Origin of the sequence: Echinimonas agarilytica (assembly GCF_023703465.1) — a bacterium.
In the GTDB taxonomy this organism is placed as follows: domain Bacteria; phylum Pseudomonadota; class Gammaproteobacteria; order Enterobacterales; family Neiellaceae; genus Echinimonas; species Echinimonas agarilytica.
Genome location: NZ_JAMQGP010000001.1, coordinates 183,425 through 200,936 on the forward strand (window position 1 = coordinate 183,425; position 17,512 = coordinate 200,936).

The 17,512-nt window shown below is 47.7% G+C and carries 12 protein-coding genes; 8 read left to right on the top strand and 4 right to left on the bottom strand.

All coding sequences use genetic code 11. From position 1 onward, the window contains the following. Window positions 1-2: 2 nt before the first annotated feature. A complete protein-coding gene (locus NAF29_RS00750; protein WP_251259520.1) occupies window positions 3-2,549 on the top strand; it encodes a TonB-dependent receptor in 2,547 nt (848 codons plus the stop codon). Window positions 2,550-2,562: 13 nt separating this feature from the next. Continuing rightward, window positions 2,563-4,434: a phytase gene (locus NAF29_RS00755; RefSeq protein ID WP_251259521.1), complete on the top strand. Its 1,872-nt coding sequence runs from the start codon at window positions 2,563-2,565 to the stop codon at window positions 4,432-4,434. Window positions 4,435-4,486: 52 nt separating this feature from the next. Here NAF29_RS00755 and NAF29_RS00760 read toward each other — a convergent pair whose 3' ends face one another. Both NAF29_RS00760 and NAF29_RS00765 read right to left on the bottom strand, forming a co-directional pair. After that, window positions 4,487-5,257 (bottom strand): hypothetical protein, encoded by a 771-nt coding sequence (locus tag NAF29_RS00760; protein ID WP_251259523.1) that lies wholly within the window; start codon window positions 5,255-5,257, stop codon window positions 4,487-4,489. A 163-nt stretch (window positions 5,258-5,420) separates the two neighbouring features. After that, window positions 5,421-6,953 (bottom strand): YifB family Mg chelatase-like AAA ATPase, encoded by a 1,533-nt coding sequence (locus tag NAF29_RS00765; protein ID WP_251259524.1) that lies wholly within the window; start codon window positions 6,951-6,953, stop codon window positions 5,421-5,423. A gap of 484 nt (window positions 6,954-7,437) precedes the next feature. Here NAF29_RS00765 and ilvG point away from each other — a divergent pair, with 484 nt between their 5' ends. From ilvG to ilvA, 5 genes are all read left to right on the top strand, one after another. After that, window positions 7,438-9,096, top strand: a complete 1,659-nt coding sequence (ilvG, locus tag NAF29_RS00770; protein WP_251259525.1) for an acetolactate synthase 2 catalytic subunit — start codon at window positions 7,438-7,440, stop codon at window positions 9,094-9,096. After that, complete coding sequence (ilvM, locus tag NAF29_RS00775) at window positions 9,093-9,374, top strand: acetolactate synthase 2 small subunit (protein ID WP_251259526.1); 282 nt, start codon at window positions 9,093-9,095, stop codon at window positions 9,372-9,374. The genes ilvG and ilvM overlap by 4 nt, the downstream gene beginning before the upstream one ends. 16 nt (window positions 9,375-9,390) lie before the next feature. Further along, window positions 9,391-10,311, top strand: a complete 921-nt coding sequence (locus tag NAF29_RS00780; RefSeq protein ID WP_251259528.1) for a branched-chain amino acid transaminase — start codon at window positions 9,391-9,393, stop codon at window positions 10,309-10,311. Between the two features lie 38 nt (window positions 10,312-10,349). After that, window positions 10,350-12,194 (top strand): dihydroxy-acid dehydratase, encoded by a 1,845-nt coding sequence (ilvD, locus tag NAF29_RS00785; protein WP_251259529.1) that lies wholly within the window; start codon window positions 10,350-10,352, stop codon window positions 12,192-12,194. Window positions 12,195-12,293: 99 nt separating this feature from the next. Then, window positions 12,294-13,844 carry a threonine ammonia-lyase, biosynthetic gene (gene ilvA, locus NAF29_RS00790; protein ID WP_251259530.1) on the top strand — a complete coding sequence of 517 codons (1,551 nt, stop codon included), beginning with the start codon at window positions 12,294-12,296 and terminating at the stop codon, window positions 13,842-13,844. 13 nt (window positions 13,845-13,857) lie between these two features. On the opposite strand, the gene NAF29_RS00795 is transcribed toward ilvA, so the two are convergent. Together NAF29_RS00795 and ubiK are read right to left on the bottom strand one after the other, a co-directional pair. After that, on the bottom strand, window positions 13,858-14,718 hold the full coding sequence (locus NAF29_RS00795; RefSeq protein ID WP_251259531.1) for a hypothetical protein: 861 nt from the start codon (window positions 14,716-14,718) through the stop codon (window positions 13,858-13,860). A 26-nt stretch (window positions 14,719-14,744) separates the two neighbouring features. Continuing rightward, window positions 14,745-14,999, bottom strand: a complete 255-nt coding sequence (ubiK, locus tag NAF29_RS00800; protein WP_251259532.1) for a ubiquinone biosynthesis accessory factor UbiK — start codon at window positions 14,997-14,999, stop codon at window positions 14,745-14,747. Between the two features lie 257 nt (window positions 15,000-15,256). On the opposite strand from ubiK, the gene NAF29_RS00805 reads away from it, so the two are divergent. Continuing rightward, window positions 15,257-17,494: a hypothetical protein gene (locus NAF29_RS00805; RefSeq protein WP_251259533.1), complete on the top strand. Its 2,238-nt coding sequence runs from the start codon at window positions 15,257-15,259 to the stop codon at window positions 17,492-17,494. Window positions 17,495-17,512: the final 18 nt, after the last annotated feature.

Below are 17,512 nucleotides of genomic sequence, written 5' to 3' on the forward strand. Positions count from 1 at the left end.
CGATGAACAACCTTCCTTTCATCCTCTCGGGCTTGCCAATGAAACCATTGGCGTTGGCTTGTATGGCAATTTTTAGCGCAAATACGATGGCCGAAGTGCCAGCCGTTCAGGATGACAATGAACAGATCGAACACATTTTGGTGATCGGGCAAGCCGCATCCACCAGCAAGTCGTTGCAAGATCAGCGCGACGCCAACAATTTGATTACGGTTGCAACTGCCGATGCCATCGGTAACTTCCCTGATGCCAATGCCAGTGAGTCACTGCAACGCATGGTGGGTTTGTCCATTGAACGTGACCAAGGTGAAGGACGTTTTGTTCGTGTGCGAGGTTTAGCGCCTGACTACAACGCCGTGACTATTAACGGCACGCGAGTGCCTTCTCCTGAAGCGGGCCGCAGGGCTGTGGCTTTGGATGTGGTGCCATCGGATCTCATTCAAACCCTCACCGTGACTAAATCGCTAACACCCGACATGGATGCTGATTCACTGGGAGGTGCGGTTGATATCAAAAGTACGTCGGCATTTGATCGTGATGGCATGTTTTATAAATTCAATGCCGAAGGTGGATACAACGATTTAGAAGAAGAATACAGCCCCAAAATCACCGGCGCATATTCCAATACATTTGCGGATGACACAGTCGGCATTGCGATGGCTGCGAGTTGGTTGGAACGTAAATTTGGTTCAGATAACGTAGAAACCGGTGGCGGCTGGGACTTTGATGAAGACCCCGCCATTTTAGAAGAGCTAGAACAGCGCGACTATCAAATTACCCGAGAGCGTTTAGGCTTAGCGGCTAATTTTGATTGGCGTCCGAGTGATTCAACAACGGTTTATTTGCGCACTCTTTATAGTGAATTTTCAGACGAAGAGCAGCGTAATGCGATCGTGACCGAATGGGAAGACGGTACCACAACGGATGGCTCTGTTGCCTCTACAGAAGTTACGCGGGAGCTCAAAGATCGTGAAGAAACGCAAACCATTTCTTCAATCGTACTCGGAGCAGAACATGTGCTCGATGCTTGGAAATTGGACTATCAAATTGGCTGGAGTCAGTCTGAAGAAGACAACCCAGACTACATGGTGTCTAAATTTGAACATGCCGAAGGTGTTGATCTATCGGTTCAGGGATCGAGCAAGCCGCGCATTCAAGCGCAGCAAGATTACTATGATTACGATGCCTATGAGTTGGATGAAATTGAGGTGTCAGACTCGTTTACCGAAGACACCGAGCACAATGTTCGCTTCAATGTGGCGCGTGAATTGGACTGGGACGATGCACAAGTTGAAGTTAAATTTGGCGTTAAGATGAGTCGCCGAGACAAGGATAATCGCGAAGATATTTGGGTGCTCGAAGACTTGGACGAAGCAGGCATTGCAGACGAACAACTTCTTATGTCTGCAAACTTAGGCAGCCAATCTGACTATTCATTGGGCGACTTTGGCCGCACTATCTCTGCAAACAGTATTCGTGGCTTGGCTCAATCTGTTGGACGTCATGGGTATGAGGACGACGTTGAGTCGCGTATTAACGACTTTGATGTCGCAGAAGACGTTGATGCCGGTTATGTCATGGCAACGGTCACCCAAGGTGATATGACGGTGATTGGTGGCCTAAGGTATGAAAGCACCGACTTTGAAGCCAAAGGTTGGCGTTACAATGACATAGACGAAACTTTCACTGAGCGTAAGGTTTCAAATGACTACGACCACTGGTTGCCATCATTGCAAATGCGCTACAACCTTAACCAAGACATGGTGATACGCGCTGCGTGGACAAACTCGATTGTGCGCCCAACGTTTGAACAGCTGGCCCCCGGTTTTGTGATGGAAGAAAGCGATGGCGATATTGAAGTTGAATTAGGCAACCCTGAGCTTGAAGCGTTGGAGTCGATGAACCTCGATCTCGCATTTGAGTACTATATGGGCGAATCGAGTTTGGCTTCAGTGGGTGTGTTCTACAAAGATATCGAAAACTTTGTATATGGATCTGATTTAGCCGGTAGCCCAGGGTATGAAGACTTCGACAAAGCAGAAACCTATGCCAATGGCGATTCAGCTGACTTGTATGGGATTGAACTCAATTGGGTCAAGCAAATGGATGAGTTGCCTGCGCCTTGGAGTGGCTTATTGTTGAGCGCCAATGGCACATATACCGATTCTGATGCCGACATTAGTTATTACGATGATGGCGAGCGCCTCACCCGTTCTATTCCGTTCCCAAGCCAGTCTGATAAAACTGCAAACTTTGCTATCGGGTATGAGGATCAGGACATGAGCCTTCGGCTATCCGCGGCTTACAAGTCTAAATATCTGCTTGAGGTTGATAAGATTGATGATGAAACCTACGACGTCTATGAAGACGACCATGTACAGCTCGACTTCATTGCAAAAGCCTATGTTGCAGACGGGATACAGGTTTATTTTAATGCGTTGAACTTAACCGATGAGGCCTACTATACCTATGCCAAATCATCACGTTACAACGTACAGCATGAAGAATATGGCCGCAGTTTTCAGCTGGGTGTGACGGTGTCTGGGCTGTAAGGGAGTGATATTCATGATTCGATCGTTAACGACACTCGCCTTGGTCGCCGCTGGCTGCTTATTGATGGGGTGCGAAAGCACCTCACTTTCCACTCCGCTAAGAATGGTACCCAATGTCGAATTCTCACGCCAAACACTGATACTTGAGCATGGCAACGTTGGGCTCACCGAACAAGGGATAACATGGTCAGTGGGCGCACAATCGGGCGTGGTGGCAGGAGACTATCATGGCTTGGAAGCACGTCAATTGGGGGATCTTCAGCTGTTTGCCACCATCACTAATAGCGGGCATGGTTTGGCTCTTTTTGAATGGTCGGCCAATGGCCCCATCGAGCGCCAACAAACAAAACTGACGACCTTGCTCGCGGATGAGCAATGCCTGTATGTGAGTGCGGCAAGTCAAAGTTTATATAGCTTTGTGCAAGATGGTCGAGGCGCAAGTCAACAATGGCTGTTGGCCTACCAAGGCAAGGTACTGCCAGAGGCAAAACTAGTCCGACAATTGCCGGTGGGTTATAACAGTAGTGCTTGCGGTGCGGATGACGAACGCGGTTATGTTTACCTTGTTGAGGAAGACGTAGCGGTTTGGCGTTATCGCGCAGAGCCCGAAGCGATGCCAGAACGCGCCGTGGTTGCGATGCCAGAGCCGTGGGGCAATATCGCACATGATATTGAAGCCATTCGTGTACTGCCAACGGGAGATATCTTTGCCTTGATGCCCTCCCAACTGATGCAGTTGAAACCTGAATCTGCGGATTTTAACAGTGTCACCAAAACACGAGTGTGGTCACTACCCACTCAAGCAGCAGAGCAATTCAACGTGACTGTTTCGGCTCATAATGAAGTTGAGATAAGGGTCTTCGACGAGGCTGAGAATAGGACCTACTCGGGTCTCATTTCAACCCAATTTGCAAGCCTTACAGCAGTACCCGTGATGACCGAAGTGACAGCCTCATTTGATACTGCTCCGGCGAGCCAAACGGGTGATGCGATGGATGATCCTGCCATTTGGATTCACCCCACAGATCGCAATCAATCATTGGTTTTGGGCACGCATAAAAAGCAAGGCTTATATGTTTACAACCTTCAAGGCGATACATTGCAACGACTTGAAGATGGTCGCTTGAATAACGTTGATGTGCGTACAGTGGATTCAACTGTATTTGGTGTTCAAGGTGTGGCTGTTGCCAGCCGCCGCGATGACAACTCCGTGATTGTGTACGGTATTGATGCCCAGCGTAAAGTGTTTCAACTACTTACGTTCGATACGCCGTTAAGCCAAATTTACGGCATTTGCATGGGCGTTGTTGATGGCGCATTCTCAGTATTCCCGAATGATAAAGATGGCCGCGTACTGCAGTACTCGCTGTCGTATGGTGGTCATTGGAATGCTGTGTTAAAACGGACTCTGCAAGTGGCCTCTCAGCCCGAAGGATGTGTGGTGAGTGATGCTCAACAGCGATTATTCGTCGGTGAGGAAGGCACGGGTGTTTGGGAGACTGATGCTTCAGCGTCTGGCGATTCAATGTGGCAATCTGTGGTAAAAATTGGCGATCTGCTCAAAGCAGACGTAGAGGGGATTTCCATTGCTAAGGGCACGCCTGATTTGTTAGTGATGTCGAGTCAGGGTAATGACAGTTATGTGGTGATTGAAGCGGTTGCGCCCTACCGTTACCGAGGACGTTTTCGAATTGGTTTAGATCCGCAAACCGGCATTGATGGTGCCTCAGAAACCGATGGCTTAGATGTGACCAGTATGGCCTTGAATGCAGAATTTCCCAAAGGTTTGCTGGTGGTGCAAGACGGCCGAAATTTGATGCCCGATCAACCTCAAAATTTTAAGTTTGTCAGTTGGCAAAAAGTATTGGAAACACTAGAACCGTAAACGAAATGGGCGGCTTAATGCCGCCCATTTCGTTGCTGACGTAGATTTGGACTTATAGTCGTTCGAAAATTGCATACTCGCCTGAATACACCATTTTCTCATCAACGGTATGCCACATAATGAATTTGTTGTGGTCGATGACATCAATAGACAAAGACTTCTGAGACCCTAAATAGAAGTCATGCTCGGCATCGACCAAGCTATGTTTACCCACATAAAAGTAAGCGCCGCAGGAAATAAACGTGTTCGAGCCATTTTGGGTCTTAACCAGTGAGATCACTTGATCAGGGTATTTTTTCCAAAGCCCTTTGCCTTTGGCGCTAATTTTACGTTGCACTTCTGCTTCACGCGCACGCCACTCAGGTGTCTTTTCTTTGATGCTTGGATCAAATGTTTTGCTAATGGCTTTGTAAGCCTTGGGGCCAAAGATACCCATCAGCTGACCTTGCACTTTTTTATGATTGTCGATCCGGTGGCAGTAGAAAGAGTCACCTTCCTCAGACGTATAATTTGTGTACTTTTTTCGAATCGCAGCAGTCGATTTATCATCGGTCATGATGAATTCAATTGTGGTGTCTTCATTGTTCAAAAAGAAGTATTTGTACATATCAAAGGGCGTTTTAACATAAAGCGACTGACTGATTTTCCACTCGCCCATAAAGTAATTCGGCTCAATGGAATCAATCTTCTGACCTTGATTCTGGCTTCTGTCGACGGCAACAGCTTCGCCCTGCTCAACGTATAGTTCTTTGGGTATTTCGGGTAAGTAGGAGTGCGCGAAAAATGATATCGAGAGACCGAGCATCACGAGCAATCGTTTCATGATAAAACCTTCTGACTTTGCGGAGCAGCTTCGATCAGCTGCACATGAGTGAGAGGTCATCATTCATAGCTTAAAAAGCCTTCTCAAGCGTTATCAAATAAATGCTCAGATTATTGGGGCGCAACGCCCGCATCAGACAGCGCTGAGTGTCCTTTTCTCGGGGTTAAGAAGCGAGTTGTCGCATTAGGCGATCAATGGCGCGATAACCTACCGCTTCACTGAGATGCTTTTGCGTGATGCGTGGGTGTTGTTCTATATCGGCAATGGTACGCGCCACTTTCAATATACGTTGATGTGCCCGAGCTGATAAACCGAATTGGATGACAACTTTTTGCAGGAATTGCAGTTGTTCAGTGTCTAAGCTGCATACGTGTTGAAGTTGTTGCCCGCTGAGTTGCGAATTAGGGCTTCCTTGGCGTTGTATTTGAATGGCTCTGGCAGCTTCTATTTGCTGCCGTATTTGAGCTGAATTTAGACCATCGGCTTTACCTTGATGCAGTTGCTCTGGAGGGATAGAGGGCACTTCCAAAGAAATATCAAAACGATCAAGCAGCGGTCCAGAGAGTTTATTTAAATAACGTCTGATTTCATCGGGTGTTGAACGGCATGGCACATTTGGATTGCCCCAATTTCCACATGGGCTGGGGTTCATCGCAGCGATCAGTTGAAAACGTGCCGGGAAGTCGAGTTGTCGCGCCGCACGAGAGATTGTCACAGTGCCTGACTCAAGTGGCTGTCGCAGCATATCAAGTACCTTGCGATCAAACTCGGGCAGCTCATCTAAAAACAAAACGCCCTGATGCGCCAAACTAATTTCGCCTGGTTTTGGATGGCTGCCACCGCCGACCAAAGCAACGGCACTGCTGGAATGGTGCGGCGCTCGAAAAGGCCGTCTGCGCCACTGTTCGGCATTAAAACCCTGATGACTAATCGAGTACACCGAGGCGCTTTGCAACGCTTCCGCTTCGGTCATGCTGGGTAAAATTCCAGGTAATCGGCTTGCCAGCATCGTTTTACCGGTGCCCGGCGGGCCATAGAATAACAAGTGGTGTTGCCCCGCTGCCGCAATCATGAGTGCCCGTTTGGCCTGATGCTGGCCAATCACATCTTGCATGTCGGGTATATTGGCTGAATGGCTGTGGGCTGCGCTCTCACTCGCCTGAGCGTTCGCAAAGTCCAATTGATGTTGGCCGTTAAGCCAAGCCGTCACTGATAGTAAATGATGAGACGTTCGACAGTTCTGTGCTTCAATCAATGCGGCCTCGGCACCATTGGCTTCGGGCAAAATGAGTAGGCGTTTTGCATTCTGAGCTGCAAGCACAATGGGGATCACGCCTTGAACGGGCCTAAGCTCACCAGAAAGCGCGAGTTCGCCGGTAAATTCCGCTTGAGCGATCTGTTCCGACTTGCATTGGCCTGATGCCACCAGAATGCCAATGGCAATGGGTAAGTCGAATCGTCCACCCTCTTTGGGCAAGTCGGCTGGCGCTAAATTGACGGTAATACGCTTGGCTGGGAAGTCGAATCCAGCATTGATTAACGCGCTACGTACGCGCTCTTTCGATTCTTTTACCGATGTTTCAGGCAAGCCAACAATACTAAAAGCGGGTAACCCATTAGACAAATGCACTTCAACGGAAACTAAGGGTGATTGCATGCCCACTACGGCACGACTGAGAATAACAGCAAGATCCATGTTACAGATTCCTTTCTGACATGAAGAGATTTGGACTGCAGGTGGTTTTCTTCCTGAATACCATTTTAAAACCTGCACTTAGAAGCGTAGCTCAGACTTAAACATTCGTTGAATTAAATATTTTTTAACAAATATTATGATTTCTTTCATTGAGAGCGGAAATAAAGCCCACAAAAGGTTTGCGCAAAACGCAAGCCTGTGTTTGAATTACAGGCACTGAGTGTTGTAAATTTGCCATTACAGTTGGCGTTGCAACAATATCTCTCACTAAATTCCGTTATAAACAGAAGAAGAATTGCTGAAATGATTCGTAACGTCGTATCCCTAGTGCTGATTCGCATTGTCGTGGTGGTGATTACCAGCGCGCGGGGTATGTCTTAGCTTACGAAAAGCAACCGAATGACAAACCCCCGCGCCGAAAGGTCCGGGGGTTTTTCTTTGCTCGGACTTTAACCGTGCGGGGCAAGAACAAAGGATAGGTAAAATGACAGGCGCAGATTTAGTGGTACAAACGCTCTCTCGAATGGGAGTGGAAACCATCTTCGGATATCCCGGTGGCGCTATCATGCCGGTGTACGATGCAATCCATCGAGGTGATGTAGAACATATTCTATGTCGCAATGAACAAGGTGCTGCTTTGGCTGCCGTAGGTTTTGCACGCGCTTGCAATGATGTCGGTGTATGTTTGGCCACATCTGGCCCCGGAGCGACCAATCTGATTACAGGCTTGGCAGACGCCATGCTTGATTCTGTGCCTGTTGTTGCAATTACTGGCCAAGTGGCGCGCCCACTAATGGGCACCGATGCGTTTCAAGAAGTCGATATTTTAGGTTTGTCATTAGCCGTGACTAAGCACTCCTTTCTGGTAGAAGATGCCGGCGAGCTGCAATCGATTCTCGAAGAGGCATTCGAGCTTGCGCGCAGTGGACGCCCCGGACCAGTGCTGGTGGATATACCGAAAGATATTCAAATAGCCGCGTTGTTACCCGGCCCTTTATCTGAACTGTCTGAGCCTACCGACAAAATTGATGCGTCATCTATTGCTGCTGCGGCAGAGATGATTCAAACGGCGAAAAAGCCGATCTTGTATATCGGCGGCGGTGTAGGCATGGGCGGTGCGGTTGACTCACTGAGAGCACTGGCCGAGCATTCTGGCATTCCAAGTGTCACCACGCTCAAAGGCATTGGTGCAATTGAAGATGAATGGCAATACCACCTGGGCATGCTGGGCATGCATGGCACCAAAGCTGCCAATTTAATGGTGCAAGAAAGTGATTTATTGATTGTGGCGGGCGCTCGATTTGATGATCGAGTTACGGGCAAATTGGATGAGTTTGCACCTCACGCAAGCGTGGTTCATTTTGACATCGACCCCTGTGAGTTAGGTAAACTACGCCACGCTCATGTTGGTTTGCTGGGAGATTTGGACGACGGTTTACAGCGTCTTTGCGCACAGCTCAATACCCCGCCCGATATTGCTCCGTGGCAGCAGCGTTGTGTTGAACACAAAGCCACTCATGCTTGGCGTTACGACAAACCCGGTGAAAGCATTTTTGCCCCGAAGCTGCTCCATCAATTATCTCAAGTATTACCGCATGATTCGGTGGTGGCGTGTGATGTTGGGCAGCATCAAATGTGGGTGGCGCAGCACATGTCGTTTGCTCAACCTAACGACCATTTAAGCTCCGGTGGCCTCGGTACTATGGGGTTCGGTTTGCCTGCAGCAATTGGTGCGCAATATTCTCGAAAAGACGCCGTGGTGGTGAATGTGACCGGCGATGGCTCGTTTATGATGAACGTACAAGAGCTTGGCACCATCCGCCGGTATGGTCTTCCGGTAAAAATATTGCTGCTCGATAACGAGCGACTCGGCATGGTGCGTCAGTGGCAAGAACTGTTTTTTGATGGACGCTACAGCGAGACTATTTTGTCCGACAACCCGGATTTTGTGGCGCTGGCAAATGCCTTTGGTATCACCTCTAGAACCATTACCCGAGATGATGAAATTCAACAAGGTATCAACGATTTAGTAAATAGCGAGGGAAGCTATTTATTGCATGTAAGAATTGATGCTGAAGAGAATGTTTGGCCGCTTGTTCCCCCAGGTGCTGCAAACCAACAGATGATGGAGACAGCTGAATGAATATAGGTTCAAATGAGCACACATTAAGTATTGAAGCTCACGATCGACCTGCAACCATTGAACGTTTATTACGCGTAATTCGCCATAGAGGCTATCGGTTGTGTAAAATGTCGGTCGAATCGAGTCAGGAAGACGAAAGAATCGCTGTATCCGTCACTGTAAACTGTGAGAAATCAGTGAATTTCCTGCAACAACAATTAGCAAAATTAGTCGATGTATCCTCTGTTGAAGTTGCATCGATCAATGAAGAAACGAATCAACTGCGCATTAGCGCTTAATTAGGAAGTTGTAATTATGGCTGCGAAAGCTGAATTTATCTGGTTTAACGGCGAAATCATGCCGTGGGAAAATGCCACTGTTCATGTACTGAGTCACGCAATTCATTATGGCTCTTCAGTGTTTGAAGGTGTTCGTGCCTACAACACGCCAAAAGGCCCTGCGATCTTCCGTCATCAGGAGCACACCAAGCGTTTGTTTGATTCTGCGAAAATTTATCGCATCAACATCGCCCACTCTGCCGATGAAATCATGGAAGCAACGCGTGAGTTGATTCGCCAGAATAAATTGGAAAATGCTTACATTCGCCCAGCAGCATTTCTTGGCGATATCGGTTTAGGCTTACGCGCCAACCCTGATGCGAAGTCAGACGTTGTCATTGCAGCCTTTGAGTGGGGCAGCTATTTGGGTGAAGGTAGCTTGGAAGCTGGCGTTGATGTAGGTGTTTCAAGCTGGAACCGTTTGGCCCCAAACACCATGCCTACAGGTGCAAAAGCCGGTGGTAACTACTTGTCATCACAATTAATCGCGGGCGAAGCCGGGCGTCATGGCTATGCCGAAGGGATTGCGTTAGACATTCATGGTCAGATCTCTGAAGGGTCTGGTGAAAACATTTTTGTGGTCCGCAACAACGTCTTGTACACACCACCCACCACAGCAGGTATTTTACCAGGCATCACGCGTTCAACGCTGATTACCCTTGCAAAAGAGCTGGGCTACGAAGTGCGTGAAGAGTCATTAGCGCGCGAAGCTCTCTACCTTGCTGACGAAATTTTCATGTGCGGCACAGCGGCTGAAGTCGTTCCTGTACGCAGTGTTGACGGCATTCAAGTGGGTGAAGGCAAACGTGGCCCAATCACCGAGAAAGTACAAACGATGTACTTTGGCTTGTTTAACGGTACAACAGAAGACAAATGGGGTTGGTTGGATTACGTATAAATCCGCCCCTTGATACGATTACAGATTTGGAGATAAGTATGCCTAGACCATTGCGTTCGGCTACGACAACTGAAGGCCGCAATATGGCTGGAGCACGTGCATTGTGGCGTGCTACGGGTACAAAAGAAGGTGATTTCGGTAAACCGATTATTGCTGTTGTGAATTCATTTACTCAGTTTGTACCGGGTCATGTTCACTTAAAAGACATGGGTCAACTGGTTGCGGGTGCAATCGAAGAAGCGGGCGGTGTTGCAAAAGAATTCAATACCATCGCCGTTGATGATGGCATCGCAATGGGTCATGGCGGCATGCTTTACTCGCTCCCATCTCGTGATCTGATTGCCGACTCGGTGGAATACATGGTGAATGCTCACTGTGCTGACGCCATGGTCTGCATTTCAAACTGTGACAAAATCACTCCGGGTATGTTGATGGCTGCAATGCGCATCAATATTCCAGTGATTTTTGTATCCGGTGGCCCAATGGAAGCGGGTAAAACCAAGCTTTCAGATCAAATCATTAAGCTCGACTTAGTTGATGCAATGGTGCAAGCGGCAGACCCAACAATTTCTGACGAGCAGTCAGAGCAAGTTGAGCGCAGCGCGTGCCCAACTTGTGGCTCGTGTTCGGGTATGTTCACGGCTAACTCCATGAACTGTTTGACCGAAGCTTTAGGCTTATCTCAACCGGGCAATGGCTCTATGTTAGCCACGCATGCCGACCGCGAACAATTGTTCCTCACTGCCGGTGAGCGTATTGTTGATTTGGCCAATCGTTATTACTTCAAAGATGACGAGTCTGTATTGCCGCGCGCGATTGCATCTCGCCAAGCCTTTGAAAACGCGATGGCGTTAGACATTGCGATGGGCGGTTCGAGTAATACGGTATTGCACTTGTTAGCCGCAGCAGTTGAAGCCGGTGTTGATTTCAACATGGACGACATCAACGGTATGAGCCTGAAAGTGCCACAACTTTGTAAAGTTGCGCCATCAACGCCGAAATACCACATGGAAGATGTTCACCGTGCTGGTGGTGTGATGGGGATTCTGGGCGAACTGAATCGAGCCGGACTGCTCCATGCTGATTGCCCGAATGTACTCGGCGAAACCATGGCCGAGACGTTGGCGAAGTGGGATATCACAGTCACCGAAGATCAAGCGGTGAAAGATTTCTTCCGTGCGGGGCCTGCAGGCATTCGTACCACCAAAGCATTTAGCCAAGATTGCCGTTGGGACACGCTTGATGATGACCGTGCTGAAGGCTGCATCCGTTCGATTGAGAACGCCTTCTCACTCGAAGGTGGATTGGCGGTCCTGTCGGGTAACTTAGCTGAAAACGGCAGTATCGTGAAAACAGCAGGCGTTGATGAAGAGAACTTACTACATACCGGCCCAGCACGTGTGTATGAGTCTCAAGACGATGCCGTGGCTGGAATCTTAAACGGTGAAGTGCAAGCTGGTGAGGTGGTTGTGATCCGTTATGAAGGTCCTAAAGGTGGTCCGGGGATGCAAGAAATGTTGTACCCAACCAGCTACCTGAAATCTATGGGACTTGGCAAGAAGTGCGCACTCGTCACTGACGGTCGTTTCTCGGGCGGCACCTCTGGCCTTTCTATTGGCCATGTTAGCCCTGAAGCTGCAGCCGGAGGTACCATTGCATTGGTGCAAACCGGAGATGAAATCGCCATCGACATCCCTAGCCGTAGCATGAAGCTCAACATCAGTGATGATGAGCTAAAGGCGCGCCGTGAAGCGATGGAAGCGAGCGCAACACCGTGGCAACCGGTCAATCGTGAACGTGAAGTTTCGTTCGCGCTGAAGGCTTATGCCATGCTCGCCACAAGCGCCGATAAAGGTGCTGTGCGCGACACTAGCAAGTTATAAGACATACCGGTAAAAAGGGTCGCTTATTGCGGCCCTTTTTACTCATTCATGTAATTAATGAAGCATGCAACTAATGCATGCTCGTGAAGAGAGAACCGAATGGCACAGCCCACTCCATTGAATCCGCAACCCACTCATCCAACTGACTCAGAATATTTGCGCAAGATTTTGCTCGCGCCAATTTATGATTTAGCCAAGGTGACGCCGTTGCAGCCAATGAAGAAACTCTCTGAGCGTTTAGGTTGTGACGTGGTCTTAAAACGCGAAGACATGCAGCCTGTACATTCATTTAAATTGCGTGGTGCTTATAACAAACTATTAAGCCTGACGAATGAGCAGCGCGCCCGTGGTGTGGTTGCAGCGTCGGCAGGTAACCATGCGCAAGGCCTTGCTATGTCCGCCGCAAAGCTAGGCGTCAACGCTACCATTGTGATGCCAACCACGACTCCAGATATTAAAGTAGATGCGGTTCGTCGACTGGGTGGAAACGTGGTGCAAGTGGGCGATAACTTTGATGCTGCCAGCGCAGAGTCTCGCCGGTTAGCAGCAGAGCAAGGCATGACACTTGTGCCACCGTTTGATGATGTTGAAGTGATCACAGGGCAAGGCACCTGTGGCATGGAAATGCTACAACAATCGCAGAAACTCAATGCGGTATTTTTGCCGGTGGGCGGCGGTGGTTTAGCGGCGGGTGTGGCCGTGTATTTGCGTCAACTTCGTCCGGATATCAAACTTATCGGTGTGGAAGCAGAAGACTCGGCTTGCTTAGCCGAAGCGTGGAAGCATGGTAAACCGAGCGATTTGTCGAATGTTGGTTTGTTTGCTGACGGGGTTGCGGTGAAACGTATTGGCGAAGAAACATTCCGCCTTTGCTATCAACATCTTGATGATGTAATCACTGTGAGTACCGACGAAATTTGTGCTGCGATTAAAGATGCCTTTGACGACATGCGCGCGATTTCCGAGCCAGCAGGCGCATTGTCGATTGCGGGGCTGAAAAAATATGCGCAACAAAATGACGTTGCGGGGCTTCAATTAGGCGCAATCTTGAGTGGCGCTAACCTGAATTTCCATACTTTGCGATATGTGTCTGAGCGCACCGAATTAGGCGAAGGCAAAGAAGCCGTGCTTGCGGTGACGATTCCAGAGCGCAAAGGAAGCTTCCGTCAGTTTTGTGAAACCTTGCAAGGCAGAGCGATCACCGAATTTAATTACCGTTTTGCAGACAATGCGAGCGCCAATATTTTTGTGGGTGTTCGGGTGGAAGATGAGTCGGCTCGACTTGCGTTAATCACCGAACTTGAAGACAAAGGCTATGCAACGCATGACTTGACCAACAACGAACTGGCGAAACTGCACATTCGTTATATGGTGGGTGGCCACCCTCATCGCTCAATTCCAGAAAAGTTATTGGGCTTTGAATTTCCTGAGCACCCGGGTGCCTTGCTGAAATTCCTCAATACCTTGGGCGAGCAGTGGAATATTACCCTGTTTCACTATCGTAATCATGGTGCTGCGTATGGTCGAGTATTTGCGGGTTTTGAAGTGCCAGAAACCGACAACGATGCCTTTCATGGTTTCTTAGAGCAGGTTGGATACGAATATCATGATGAAACGAACAACCCAGCTTACACCGCATTTCTAAAATAAATTCCAATGGGGCTTACAGCCCCAATTTCCCCCATCCTAAAAATGCTTGTGCAACAGCCATTAGCACCAAACAAAACCATCCAGCCAAGAGCAAGTAACCCAAATAAGTTAGGCGTTTTTCCCATCGCTCCGATGCTGAAATGGCGCATTCAATGTGGTTTTTCCAAATGAGTTCGGCACAATCCGAGTCTTTTGCAATGAACTGCAGATCATGACGCTTAGCAATTTTATGAATGGCATCAATTTCGTTCGACGACAAATAATCCTTCAATTCTGAGTCATGTAATTTGCTGAGCCAAAAACCACATACCGCAATATTACTGTGATTCATCACGTTCGGACCCATCCAACGGCTACCAATATTGAGTTTTTCAATGCGTAAACGCAGCACTCTGCGCTGGAGTTTAATCATGATACTGAGTATCACCATAAAGACGGTGAGTGCCAAAGCGCCTATTTTTCCATAATCGAGAACCCATTTGCTGATGTTGGGGAGTTGGGTTTGATCGTTGGCATATTGTCGTGAGATTTCAAGCAACAAGTAGTCAGTATGAACTAGCGTAATGCCGACCAACAACAGGGCGATAATAATCACTTGGCCAAACTTAGCGGGAGATTTGAGAATGTTGGAGCAACCGCGCAACCAATGGCGAGGTTGTAACCCTCGAATGCCGGCATTTTCGGTTTGATGAACCACATGAAGTAATTTTTGCTTACCAGAGCAGCGTTGCCAAGGACAAGCGTTGGCCTTTTTAAGCTCTTGAGCGAGTGGCTGCTGCCAGTGTTCTGGAATTTCAGTAGGCGCCGCACAATTGCGGCTGGCCAAATGTTTGTATGCGAGAGTGAATCGAGCGTTATCCGCCAACCAATTCATAATACTTCCTTTCAAAGCGGACGGTATCAATCCTTGGATTTAAGTGTAGCCTCCAGCTCAGCAACCGTAGCCTCAAGTTGTTCTAATTTTTCACGTGTTTTAAGTAGCACACGATTTTGAACATCAAATTCTTCGCGAGTGACCAGATCAAGCTTGCTCAATTGTGATTGCAATACGGTTTTGGCTTGGGTTTCTACATCGCCAGCAAATTGTTTGACACCCGTTGGCACGGAGTCGGCGATTTGGCGGGCTATTTCTTCAAGTTTAGATGGGTTGATCATTTCAATCTCCTTAACAATTGCTCTGATTGTAGCGTCATCGCGACCCTACTTATAGCGGATCTTGGTGATTTTAAATATAAGTACCGTTGTGTTTGCTCGAGCGAAGAGACTTTTAAACAGAGCGTTGTGACCCGACTTGCCTCGATTCTATAACGCGAGTAAAACCCGTTGGCTGGGCGTCACTATCTGAATTGTCAGATCGGAACTATGCTTTTGGGTTACGGGTGATTTTTTTAGACTTAAATAGGATGATGAGCATGGCGAGCACAGAGCGGAATAAACAGTCCAAAGTCGCGTCAACGGATATTGATAAAACTACGATTGAGCGGTCCCAAGCTAAAGCTCAACCTGCCGCTGAAGACTCTTTGCAAATGCCAGAGAGTCTCTCGGAGATGCTCATTGTCGATCCTGAAAGCTTGGCTCCAGCGATGAAAAATCCTTTGTATTACACCGAAAAAAACCTCGAACGTATTTTGTCTAACTTAGACACCATGCGCTCGCACATCTATCCGGTGAGTGTGAATGATGACGACGATGAGCCCGTTGCTCAAATCTTTCCATCGGTGTGCATTATTGGGTTGGGGCGATGTGGTTCAAACATAGCGTTGGACGTTGCAACACTGGTGTATAACGCTCGAAATTACTATCTGTCGCAGCAGGAAAGTGCGGAGCAAATTGCATCGGAGGGAACGTCGGGAAATTGGCTTCGTCGACATTTTTCGTTGAATAAAAGCGACAGCAAATCGCCGGTATTTTTGATCGAACCGATTGTGATGTTAGGCGACCTCGACAAAGATATTTCAGGCCGCATTCGTTACTCAGCTGAGATTGAGAATAGTGACTTCCTGCGCCAATATAAAAAAATGCATGTGATGGATTTATCCGAAGTGCATGCTGGAGGAGCGGGGAATGCACCTATTTTGGGGCAGTATTTAGCCAAAATCATTCTGAATAAACATACCGATAACTTTACCAATGAAGATTGGAAATTTATCCATTCTTATTTAATTGACTCCTGTGGCATTAAAGCAAACCAATCTCGCTTGTACTTCTATGTATTCTCCGCGGGGGGAGGAACCGGATCGGGAATGGCGTCTGAGTTTGGCTTAGCACAGCAGTATGCTTACATGCGGAAAACCTTTGATGTTGCGCCTGAAGATGACGTTGAGCGCAGAGATTCGTTTGTATTCGAACCGATCTTTACCAGCGGTATTTGTGTATTACCCAATATTTCCAGTCACAGCTCGGGCGTGTCAGAAGCTCTGCATATTAATGCGGGGCGGTTATTGTGCAAATACCTGTCTGAAGAGTGGGACTTTTCGTACAACTACAGTGATGAAGCGGAAGGTGAAAGCAGTGTGATGCAGCGGATCCGTCCTTGGAATGCAATGATGCTGATCTCCAATGACATTATGCGTTTTGCAGAAGAAACAGAAGATCAAATGACGCATGACATCGATGTTAACTCGATGGAAAAGTATGCCAACCAATATATCTCTCAACAGATCTTCAATATCTTAACCGCGCAAGCGGTGACATCTGATTACGATGAAAATTACTTTCGCAAAGCGGGCGTCAATATTGGAGAAACCATTCGTTTAGACGCCAATGATTTGTTCATGAGTTTGGCTGGACCTGTGGCTGTGGCCTACGCAGAAAGTGTAATTCCAGAAACGAATGCAGCGTCGATGACAGTGGATAAATTCAAGTTGGGTGATAAGTCTGGAACTCATCTCGACATTGATGATTTATTTTTACGCTCGGTGCAGTTGCCTCACTTTAATCGCCAAACTCAGGCGGTAGAAGGTATTAGCCTGTTACCGGTAGAAGCGGAACGTTACCGTGAGGCATTAAAGCGTTATGAGGATTCTGGGTTTGATGCCAAGCATTTGAACGACTTTCATTTCTTCAAAAACTGTTCTTCCATTGTTTCAATTGTGTCGTTGCCGAAGGATTATAAACTGTCTTATGTGGCGTTGAATCGTTTAAAAACACACCTCAATAACCTATATCCGAACACTACATTGAAGCGTTTTGCATTGGTGATTGGTGCTTCGCCTAACTTGTCTTTGACGACCTTAGTGTCAAAGAGTCCTTGTTTGAGTGATGACTTTTTAACTTTGATTGTGTCTTACATTAAGCGTTGTTTTGCCAAGAATGAATATCGCTACGACGACACACTCGACAATGCCATTATAAAATTTATTACCGATGACGAGTTTGATGAATCGCGCTTAGAAAGCATGGTAAATGCGTTTGAAAATCCAGCTAAGATTTTAGATACCAACTGGTTTGCCATTAAGCCTATGTACGAGAAAAAGTATAAAGAATTAATTCGAGACGATGCGAAATTTGTATCAATCAATGACATTCGCTTGTCGGCTGAAAACCTTAAGAAAGCCATCAAATATCTACGAGAGATATATCGTCACCGAATTAGTCGGATTAAAGTGTTGTCGTTGAACGAAAAAAACGTGAGTAATAGGGAGCAGTAATCGCTCATAGAAGCCATG